The sequence below is a fragment of the Pseudoalteromonas sp. 120-MNA-CIBAN-0494 genome (assembly GCF_040308885.1).
GTDB lineage: Bacteria > Pseudomonadota > Gammaproteobacteria > Enterobacterales > Alteromonadaceae > Pseudoalteromonas > Pseudoalteromonas nigrifaciens.
In genome coordinates this window covers 1-10,432 of the sequence record NZ_JBEOOE010000057.1, presented here as the reverse complement: position 1 = coordinate 10,432, position 10,432 = coordinate 1, and the positions used below count along the sequence as shown (strand labels likewise).

General features: G+C 41.2%; 9 protein-coding genes and 1 pseudogene. 5 read left to right on the top strand and 5 right to left on the bottom strand.

Features of this window, described 5'->3' with window-relative positions:
* Positions 1–63: 63 nt before the first annotated feature.
* Entirely contained in the window at positions 64–465 is a 402-nt protein-coding gene (locus AAEY55_RS17595; protein WP_350552496.1) for a hypothetical protein, read from the bottom strand.
* Between the two features lie 103 nt (positions 466–568).
* Between AAEY55_RS17595 and AAEY55_RS17590 the strand changes: the two genes are divergently transcribed.
* The 3 genes and pseudogenes from AAEY55_RS17590 to AAEY55_RS17580 all read left to right on the top strand — a co-directional run bounded on the left by AAEY55_RS17590 (position 569) and on the right by AAEY55_RS17580 (position 5,181).
* Positions 569–730 carry an oxidoreductase-like domain-containing protein gene (locus AAEY55_RS17590; RefSeq protein ID WP_086998010.1) on the top strand — a complete coding sequence of 54 codons (162 nt, stop codon included), beginning with the start codon at positions 569–571 and terminating at the stop codon, positions 728–730.
* A 326-nt stretch (positions 731–1,056) separates the two neighbouring features.
* A pseudogene (locus tag AAEY55_RS17585) lies at positions 1,057–3,638 on the top strand (TonB-dependent receptor plug domain-containing protein).
* A gap of 100 nt (positions 3,639–3,738) precedes the next feature.
* On the top strand, positions 3,739–5,181 hold the full coding sequence (locus tag AAEY55_RS17580) for a sulfotransferase (RefSeq protein ID WP_089369190.1): 1,443 nt from the start codon (positions 3,739–3,741) through the stop codon (positions 5,179–5,181).
* Here the strand turns inward: AAEY55_RS17580 and AAEY55_RS17575 are convergent.
* Entirely contained in the window at positions 5,150–6,058 is a 909-nt protein-coding gene (locus tag AAEY55_RS17575; RefSeq protein ID WP_011329927.1) for an alpha/beta fold hydrolase, read from the bottom strand. The genes AAEY55_RS17580 and AAEY55_RS17575 overlap by 32 nt on opposite strands.
* A 130-nt stretch (positions 6,059–6,188) precedes the next feature.
* Here AAEY55_RS17575 and rlmF point away from each other — a divergent pair, with 130 nt between their 5' ends.
* Both rlmF and ltaE read left to right on the top strand, forming a co-directional pair.
* Positions 6,189–7,121: a 23S rRNA (adenine(1618)-N(6))-methyltransferase RlmF gene (gene rlmF, locus AAEY55_RS17570; RefSeq protein ID WP_041454980.1), complete on the top strand. Its 933-nt coding sequence runs from the start codon at positions 6,189–6,191 to the stop codon at positions 7,119–7,121.
* Between the two features lie 22 nt (positions 7,122–7,143).
* Positions 7,144–8,148 (top strand): low-specificity L-threonine aldolase, encoded by a 1,005-nt coding sequence (gene ltaE, locus AAEY55_RS17565; RefSeq protein WP_086994525.1) that lies wholly within the window; start codon positions 7,144–7,146, stop codon positions 8,146–8,148.
* Here ltaE and AAEY55_RS17560 read toward each other — a convergent pair.
* The 3 genes from AAEY55_RS17560 to iscB all read right to left on the bottom strand — a co-directional run bounded on the left by AAEY55_RS17560 (position 8,131) and on the right by iscB (position 10,314).
* Entirely contained in the window at positions 8,131–8,715 is a 585-nt protein-coding gene (locus tag AAEY55_RS17560; protein ID WP_011329924.1) for a thymidine kinase, read from the bottom strand. The two genes, ltaE and AAEY55_RS17560, sit on opposite strands and share 18 nt — an antisense overlap.
* Before the next feature lie 91 nt (positions 8,716–8,806).
* Positions 8,807–9,274: a methylated-DNA--[protein]-cysteine S-methyltransferase gene (locus tag AAEY55_RS17555; protein ID WP_089369189.1), complete on the bottom strand. Its 468-nt coding sequence runs from the start codon at positions 9,272–9,274 to the stop codon at positions 8,807–8,809.
* Entirely contained in the window at positions 9,274–10,314 is a 1,041-nt protein-coding gene (gene iscB, locus AAEY55_RS17550; RefSeq protein ID WP_255319066.1) for an RNA-guided endonuclease IscB, read from the bottom strand. Before iscB ends, AAEY55_RS17555 begins: the two co-directional genes overlap by 1 nt.
* Between the last annotated feature and the right edge of the window lie 118 nt (positions 10,315–10,432).

Sequence of the window (10,432 nt, the reverse complement as noted above, 5' to 3'; positions counted from 1 at the left end):
CATGTTCATCGCCTAATCCTTAAACTCTTTTTAGAGTAAATAATGATAGGCAGTTACACAAAATTAGTTACATCCTCGATTTTCTTGAGCTATTTCACGATCAAGCTCTTTAACTGAACGATTCATATTGAAGGAGCTAGGCAAAACATCAACGCCAACTAAGCGGCCCAGTTTAACCACTAAGGGAATAGTTAAAGGCGCAAACGGTAATATGGCAAATACCCCTAAACCCAAACCCTTTAAAATATCTACAAATTGCTCGTTTGCACGCTTTAATTCGGCTTTATTTGTTTGCCCTTGTGTGTAGCGTTTATAAATTGAAAGCATTTCTTTTGTTTCTTGTCTTTCTTGCGCAAGCGCAATTTTAAGCGCAACCATAGCACGACGAAAACGCAATTGCTGGCGCTTGGAACTAATTTTAACAACCCGCCATGGTGCGCGGTGTATGACTTTATATAATCGCATTGGCGTATTCTCACACAGGGATTCAAGTTCACAAAGAATAATTTACATGCCAAGGTCAATACTTTATTATTTACAGCCTTTTTAGTATTTAAAAAATCTTAATATGCAATTAAATATACTACCTGCAGTCGCAAAACCAGAAAAACCTAAGCCGGACGAGTGCTGTGGTGGTGGAAGTTGTTGCCCATGCGTATGGGATGAATATAAAAAGCAGCTCGCTATTTGGAAGCGTGAAAATGAGCAACACGCAATAACAATAAAGTAACAAAAACACTTAAACCCTCATTCAAACTCCCCTTAATTTAACCGTTTCCTTAATCAAACTGCGCATTACAAGCAGCACACACTGTATTGTTGCAATTTCATACAAAACACCCTCATTGTTAAATAATAGTTAATTATTAATTTCTCTACTTGTTTTTTCTCTATAGTCTATAAGCTGGACTCACAGGAAGTGGGCTTAATTTATTAAGCTTTAAGGAGTCAGCAAGTATTACCTTACTCCCCATGAAATGTGACTAGTCCGCTACAAAAATAACTCGTGTTACACAAACATGATTAACAAAACTATTCTAACTGGGGATATTTAGAATGAAATTAAAAAGCAATGTGCTAAACCAGGCAGTTAAATTTGCCTTAGCCACCCTACAGCCGGATTATTTATATCTGGCTCTGCTATTGCAGCCGACGCGCAAACAACAACCAAAGTTAATAAAAATCTAGAAAAAATTGCTGTTGTTGGTACACGCTCAGCACCTCACTCTATTGGTGACTCACCGGTTCCTATTGATATTATTGGTGGTGAAGAGCTAAGCAAGTCAGGTAACACCGACATGCTAGAGCTATTAAAGGGCGCTATACCTTCATTAAACGTACACTCTATGCCAATTAGTGACGCAGCGTCATTAGTGCGCCCAGCTAACCTTCGGGGCTTACCATCAGACAGCACACTTATTTTATTAAATGGTAAACGCCGACACCGCGCTTCTGTTATCGCCTTTTTAGGTGGTGGTATTAACGATGGTGCTCAAGGTGCCGATATTTCGGTTATTCCAAGTATTGCCCTTAAGCAAGTAGAAGTACTGCGTGACGGTGCTGCTGCACAATATGGCTCTGACGCTATTGCAGGGGTTATAAACTTTGTATTAAAAGATGCCTCTGAAGGTGGCTCTCTTGAAGTGCGTAAGGGCGAGTATTACGAAGGTGATGGCGACACCACTCAAGTTTCGGGCAATATTGGTCTTCCATTTACCGACAATGGCTTTGCAAATTTAAGCTTTCAATATAAAACCGCAGATGCAACCAGCCGCTCAGTACAACGCTTTGATGCTAAAGCACTTAATGATGCCGGCGTGCCCGACATAGCACCTATTACTCAAGTATGGGGCGCACCTGAGGTTAACGACGACATTTCAATTTTTGGTAATGTAGGTTTAGAGCTAACCAATAACTCAGAGTTTTACATGTTTGGTAACTACTCTGAGCGCGATGTAAGAGGTGGTTTTTATTACCGTAACCCTCACACTCGCCCGGGTGCTTATTCAAACGATGGCGGCGATACTTTACTCGTTGGCGATTTAACCGGTGATATGAGTGGCAACTGCCCAACTATTGCCATTGATGATAACGTGCTTGATAATCCAGATTATATTAATGGGGTGGCAAATAACCCAGATTGTTTTGCATTTAATGAAATGCTGCCGGGTGGTTTTACACCAAACTTTGGCGGTAATATTACCGATGCGTCACTCACTATTGGTACTAAAGGTCAGTTTACTGATGGCTTTTTAAAGGATGTATATTACGACTTAAGCGGCACGGTTGGTTATAATGAATCTCGCTACTTTATTTACGACACGATCAATGCGTCTTTAGGCCCAGAAAGCCCACGTGACTTTAGCCCAGGTAAATACGAACAATTAGAGAAAAACTTTAACTTTGATCTATCTAAAGGTTTTGATTTTGGCCTAGCATACGATGTAAACATAGCATCAGGCCTAGAATGGCATGAAGAAACCTTTACTGTGATCTCTGGCGATGAAGCCTCGTTTATTGCAGGGCCACTTACCGATCAAGGCTTTGGTATTGGTTCAAATGGCTTCCCGGGGTTTAAACCCTCTGATGCCGGTGAATATAGCCGTCGTAACTACGCCGCTTATGTTGATATAGAAGCGCCCTTTACTGAAGAGTTTTTAATGGGTCTAGCCGTTCGTTTTGAAGATTACGATACCTTTGGCACGACAACTAACTACAAATTAATGGCTCAGTATCACTTAACTGAAGATTTAAATATTCGTGGTTCAATCAGCACAGGTTTTAGAGCGCCAACGGTTGGCCAAGCTAATGTGAGTAACGTACAAACAAACCTTAGCAGCGGTGTATTAGTAGATTCAGCATTATTACCACCTACTAACCCAATTGCGATACAACTTGGCGGGCAAGAATTAGAGCCTGAAGAATCACAAAGCTATACTTTTGGCGCTGTGTACACGCTAGGCGATTTATTTTTAACGGTAGATTATTACAATATTAAAGTTGATGAGCGCATTAGTCAATCTGATAAAATTGAACTTAGCCAAGCAGACAAAGACAAACTTACTGCCTCGGGCATTCCTAACGTACAAAACCTAGCACAGGTAAGCTTTTTTACTAATGACTTTGACACCACTACACAAGGTGTTGATTTAGTGGCTAACTACTCAACTGAGTTACTTAATGGCAGCTCAACATTTAGCTTAGCGTACAACTGGAATGAAACCGAAGTTACCCGCTCAACCATTATTACAGGGCCGTTTAAAGTAAGCCGTCTTGAGAATGACTTATCTAATCATCGTGCAACTCTAAGCTGGGCACAACAATGGGAAAGCTTCTCTGCGTTTACCCGCGTAAACTACTTTGGTGAATACCAAGGTGTGCATGTAGATTATGACGAAACAGCTAAAATGGCAGATGCTGCGGTTACCTTAGATGCTGAAATTACTTATTTTTTAAACGAATCAATGAGCTTTTCTGTAGGTGCACAAAACTTACTTGACCAAGAAGCTGAAAAACTTGATTTTAGTGGCGCTAGCGACTTTATCCCTAATAATAATTGGGGTGGTCAATACTACGAAACATCACCATTTGGTATTAACGGTGGTTATTATTACGTTAAAGCAACTTATACTTTTTAATCCTTATTGGTCATAAGGTGAAGGCGAAATGTGAAAGACATTTCGCCTTTTTCGCTGTATAGATAGTCAAGACAGAATCAACAGGAATGTTAAAGTTACAATGCTACTTAAAAAAGCGAATCAGTTACTGGCAGAAAACAAACTTAAAGATGCTGAGTTTTACTACAAAACAATACTTAAAGCCGATGCTGATAACGGCGAAGCCCTGTTTGGTTTAGGCCGAATTGCACTGCGCCTAGAGCGTAATGATGATGCTGTATATTTATTACAAAAAGCCTGTGAACGCCTGCCTTATATGCTTGAACCTCTACACGCACTTGCTGATGCATTTAATAATGTAAATTCACCAAATGATGCGCTAAAAGTGCTTGAGTACGCAAAAAACTTAGCCAGTAATAACCCCGACCCACATTACTATTTAGCCCAGCACTATTTAACGTATGGTGAGCTAAATAAAGCCCATACTACTTTTTCGCATGCACTGAGCTTAGGCGTTTACCCTGTTACAGCTTATATTTTGTTAGAGTTGGTACAATTGGGGCGTTTTGACAAAGAACATAACTACCTCAGTAACTTGCATCACTTGCTAACGCAAACTAATAATTTACGCCTTAAAATGGTGTGCTATTACGCTTTGGCAAAAAGTTACGACAAACTAGAGGATACTGATCAGGCGTTTAACTACTTTGTATTAGCTAACCAATTACAACGAAAACTAAGCGAATTTGATACCCAAGTTCTTACTGCTTTTTACGACGACATAATAAAATACAATACAGCTGCTCTTTTAAGCTCAGCGAATAAAAGTGTGAAAGGTGGCCTTACCCCCTTATTCATAATTGGCATGCCACGCAGCGGCTCAACCCTACTTGAACAAATGTTGGTAAATCATAGCCAGTGCTCAAGCATGGGTGAAAGTATTAGTATAAGTAGTGATGTGATGGCTTTTTTAGAACAAAAAACCGGTTTTAGCTATCCACACTGTTTAGATCATTTAACACATGAGTTAATTAATAAGGCCCGCGACCTTTATATAGCAAAATTAAAAACAGCAAGCCCTTCTCGCCCCTTTGTTATTAATAAACTGCCAAGCAACTATCAAGCTATTGGGCTTATTTATATGCTATTTCCAAATGCAAAATTTATTAATTTAACCCGCGATTTTAATGCCACGGCATTTTCGGTATTTAGTAATTATTTTGCCGAAAACGAGCCTTACTTTTGCTCGTTAACCGAGTTTAAGCAATACCATAGCTTGTACGAAAAGTTAATGGCGCATTGGCAGGCGTTTCCGGCACTGCAAATATATAACCTAAGTTATGAGCAATTAGTAACGGACCCCAAAGGCCAACTCACTGCACTACTTAGGTTTATAGGTTGCTCGTTTGAAGAAAATTGCTTGGCATTTTATAAACAAAAAATCGCGGTTACCACACTCAGCAAACACGCTATACGTGAACCGGTTAATCTGCACAATGTTGATAAGTGGCAACGCTACAAAACGCCATTACTTAAGCTTTTGGCGCAGTCGCAAACCAATTAAGTACATCTTTAAACTGCTCATTGCGCGCATGCGGATGGGTTAACATATTAATATGGTCGTAATCTATTTTATGGCCATAACGACGTCCATAAATTTGCATTTTTTGTACCCCAGGACCCGACTCTTCCATAAACTTTTGAATATCTATTGGTTGTGCGAGGGCTTTATCTTTTGCGCCTGCAATATGCAGCGTTGGCGGCAAGGTTAATTGTGCAACGGCTTTAGCGTAATCAAAGTTATCGTCACTGTCTATCCAAGGTGTTTTTTTAGCCCACTGCATACTTTGCCAATGCGACTTTTGTGTTTCATCGTCACTGCCCCACTTTAAGCGTTTAGCCGGTAAGTACCCATGCTTTTTAGCCATTAACGGCGCCATAAAATACCAAATGAAATTAGCTTGAAGTAACTTTTTAGGGTGATTATTAAATAACGAGCGCTTAGTGCCAAAGTAAGCACAGGCTTTTACGTCGTTAATATAATTTGGGAATCGTGCAAATGCGCTATTCATTAACACCCCACCCCAAGAGTGAGCCAGCCAATAATCTGGTTTTTTCCCCTCTAACTGCTCTATTTTATCTATAAATGCAGGAATATCTTCTAAAATAGCTTCGGTTTGACCATAACGAGCATGCTTGTCTATAACCGGTTTACTTTCACCACGACCACGTAAATCAGCCACATAACACACAAACCCTTGCTCGGCTAAAAAAGGCGCTAAGCCTTTGTTGCTATGGGTATAAAATATTTTACCGTTTTCTACCGCGCCATGCATAAAAAACGCCACTGCGCCATTTGGCTTATCGCTACTAATACGACGTAAATGCAGTGTTTGCTGATCGGCTAATGTTATAAATACTGATTGCTGAGTGATTGCCACAGTGAGTCCTTTTTAATTGCTAACAGCTCATCCTACCAGTAACAACCTCGTAGCCATAGGGAAAATTATCACGTTTTTATCTCGGTATTTGTTACAATTAACTTTTATTCCTGTTGTAAAAATAATCATCATGAAAGCAAGCACCTCACGCGCAAAACTACACCCTCGTAATCAACATTTAAATGGCTACGATCTTGACCTATTAACTGAGCAGCATCCTGCACTTTCTGCTTTTATTATTACAACACCTGCAGGTACAAAAAGTATTGATTTTAGCGATAACAAAGCGGTAAAAACCCTTAATCAAGCCCTTTTAAAAGCCCATTACAATGTAGATTTTTGGGATATTCCACAGCATAACTTATGCCCACCTATTCCGGGACGAGTAGACTATATTCATTATTTGGCCGACTTATTAGCTGACGATAACCAAACGCAAATTCCCACTGGCCGTCAAGTTAAAGTATTAGATATTGGCACCGGCGCTAATTTAGTTTACCCGCTCACAGGTGGGCATGAATATAACTGGCATTTTACTGGCACCGATATTGACCCTGCAGCCATTAAAGTAGCAAAACAAATTGCGCAATTTAATAATTTAAAAATAACCTTAAAACAGCAAAAAAATGCCGCAAATATATTCAAAGGAGTTATAAACAGTAAAGATCTGTACCACTTAACGCTGTGTAACCCGCCGTTTCATGCCAGCAGCGAAGACGCTGTTAAAGGTAGCGAACGTAAATGGAAAAACCTTGGCAAAGCACCTAGCAGCACACTTAACTTTGGTGGCCAAAATAACGAGCTATGGTGCGAAGGCGGTGAAGTGCAATTTATCTCTAATATGATTAAAGAAAGTGCAGCCGTTGCAGAGCAAGTAATGTGGTTTACCTCTTTGGTGTCGAAAAAAGATAATATTGCGGCTTTAGAGCAAGAATTAAAACAACACCCTATAGCCCAATATAAAATAGTTGATATGGCACAAGGGCAAAAAGTTAGCCGTTTTATTGCTTGGAGTTATTTTGATAAAGCTACACGTGAGCAAATTTGCGAAGAACTCGAATAATAATATAGTAAGGATTAACCCTATGATAGATTTTCGCTCAGATACGGTAACTAAACCCTCTAAAGCTATGCGCGATATAATGTATAACGCCCCTGTAGGCGATGACGTATATGGCGATGATGAAAGTGTTAACCAACTAGAAGCATATGCATGTGAGCGCTTTGAATTTGCGGAGGCACTTTTTTGTAGCTCAGGTACTCAAGCTAACTTATTGGCGTTAATGGCACATTGTGAGCGCGGAGACGAATACATTTGCGGCCAAAGTGCCCATAACTATAAATTTGAAGGCGGCGGCGCAGCCGTTTTAGGCTCAATACAACCCCAGCCAATTGAAAACGAAGCAGACGGTACACTTTGCTTTAATAAAATAGCGGCGGCAATAAAGCCTGATGATAATCATTTTGCCAACACTCGCTTATTAAGCCTTGAAAACACCATAGGCGGTAAAGTACTTGCTCTTGACTATCTTGCTGCAGCGCGCAAGTTTGTAAACCAGCACAGCTTATCGCTACACCTAGATGGTGCGCGTGCGTTTAATGCAGCAGCCGATCTTAATGTGGATATAACTGCCATTACTCAGCACTTTGATTCTGTTTCGATTTGTTTATCTAAAGGGTTAGGTGCGCCAGTTGGATCGTTATTGCTAGGTTCAAAAGCGCTGATTAGCAAGGCAAGACGCTGGCGAAAAGTACTTGGCGGCGGTATGCGCCAAGCAGGAATGTTAGCAGCAGCAGGGCAATACGCACTTGAGCATAATGTCAAACGCTTAAGCGATGATCATGCTAATGCGCGCTACCTAGCGCAGCAATTAAGTACACTTAATGGCTTTAACGTTAACATGAAAAACACCACCAACATGGTTTATGCCAGCTGCGAGCCTAATATAAATATACAGCAGCTAGCAGCTAATTTAAAAGCGCAAGGAATACTGTTTAGTCCAAGTAAGCAACTTAGGTTAGTAACTCACTTAGACATAACTAAAGCAGATATAGACACCTTTATAAAGGCATTAGCGGCCCATATTTAACGCGGCTTTATAATGTTTGCGGCACACCGATTCATACCGGTTGTTGCCGCCTATTTCTACTTGGTTACCATCGGCTATTGCATCGCCATTTTCATCGGTACGCAATACGTGGTTGGCTTTGCGGCCACAATGACACACAGTTTTAAGCTCTACTAGCTTATCAGCCCAAGCAAGTAAATACTGCGACCCGGTAAATAGCTCACCTCTAAAGTCGTTACGCAAGCCGTAACATAGTACCGGAATACCCAGTTCATCAACCACATCGGTTAACTGCATCACTTGCTCTTTAGATAAAAACTGGCATTCGTCAACTAGTACACAATGGCGTTTTTTATCTTGATTTAGTGACTGTATAAGCGCAAACACATCTTTGTTTTCATCAAAAATATGCGCATCGGCTTGCAGCCCAATTCGCGAAGATACCTTGCCTACTCCCGCTCTATCATCAATTGCAGCTGTGAGGATCACCGGCTCCATACCACGCTCTTGGTAATTAAATGCAGATTGTAATAAAGTGGTTGATTTACCCGCATTCATTGCAGAATAATAAAAGTATAATTGCGCCATTGCTGTGCCTTCAGATAAAAAGTGCGCTTATGCTACCTCAAATGAGCGTTAATACCAATTTGGTTTATGCATTTTATGCATTAAGAACTGATCAACCGGTTTCGTGCTGCAATAACCATTGTTTTCTTGCAAGTCCACCCGCGTAACCTGTTAATTTTGCGTTTGCGCCAATAATACGGTGGCACGGTACAATAATACTTATTGGGTTTTTGCCATTAGCAGCGCCAACAGCGCGCACCGCTTTGGGGTTGTTTAATACCTTAGCAATATCGCCATACGTTTTAAGTTCCCCATAGGGAACGTTAAGTAATGCCTGCCATACACTTTGTTGAAACACGGTTCCTTGGGTATCTAAAGGTACTGTAAAGGTAGTGCGCTGCTTAGCAAAATACTCATTAAGCTGCGCTGCGGCGCATAAAATAGCGTCATTAGTCACTTCGCTAAGCGCTGTAATGGGGTAATTTTTAGGTGGATAAAAACCCACATAGCTCACGCCGTTTTCGCTGCCTTGAATAATAATATCGTCGATAGGACTCGGTAGTAAGGTTTGAATTATCATCAGTTTACGGCAAGGATACTCGGTACTTTAGTGACGAGTATCCTTGCCGCCTCCATTGGTTGAGTTAACGTAGTGGTTCGAGCAGAAATCCGAACCGTGTTTTTCTTAATGTTGGCGCAGGCGTGAACCTTATTACCTAAAATAGTCTCTAGGGCAAAGTAGCCTGAGCTACGCTTGCCTTTAACAAAACCAGTACCTTGTGGTGTTTGTACAAAGTCGTGTTTTTTTAGGCCAAATAGCTTGCCGACTGGTATCCACTTTTCGGAGCGAACCCCCTTTGTCTGTTGGTAGTCACCAGAAGCCACATGACGTTTACGTAAAACATGTTTGGCTTGTTGTACAAGCTCGCCATTTTCACAACAAATTGACACGGCATCATAGTAATGAGTTTTCGGTAAGCCCAATACTTGCTCGCGCTTAAATTTGGTCACGTAGCCAAACGTTTCTTCAAAATCCCAGCACTGTTTTAACTGGACTTTGACTATACCTATTTCAGTCGCATGTTTTGTCTTTGAGCGCTTCACTTTTAGCTCAAACTTTCCTGCGTGTAAATCATTATGGCACGTCTCGCATAGCGTTATTAGGTTACTGGGTGCATCAGTGCCGCCCTGAGAACGAAATACTTTGTGGTGTACGTGCAGCTTGGCGCTGTGCTTCGTTTTACGTCCACTTTGACATTTATAATTGTCACGTTGCAATACGTAGGCTTTAACGTTGTAGTAGCCCAGCTGTGCGCCTTGCTGGTAGCCGGCACCAGTCACAGTTGGGTTAGTTATCTTGTGTATATCGAAGCTAGCAGTTTCAACCTTCCAATGTGAAATTGGTAAGATAGCTTCAACCTGCTTTTTCTCACGCAAGTGTGAATCAAGCTTGCTTTTTAGAGACGGTGCTAAGCGCCCCTCTTTACGCATTGAGGCACGGTTCAACCAACGTGCAGGGCGGTAGCGTAGCTTACGGTTTCTGCGAGTCCTTCGATACATTGCACGTTGCTGCATCTTTTTAGATACGTCAGTGCGCAAAGCCACCTCGCTTTGATAAATCCTCTAGGTAGAGGCCGTTTTTACCAAGCCAGGTAGAGTAATTGTGAACTACCCATCGACGCCACTCCGTGTCGATCAATGGGCTTCTACAGCCTTGACTTAGAGACTAGGCTGCTTC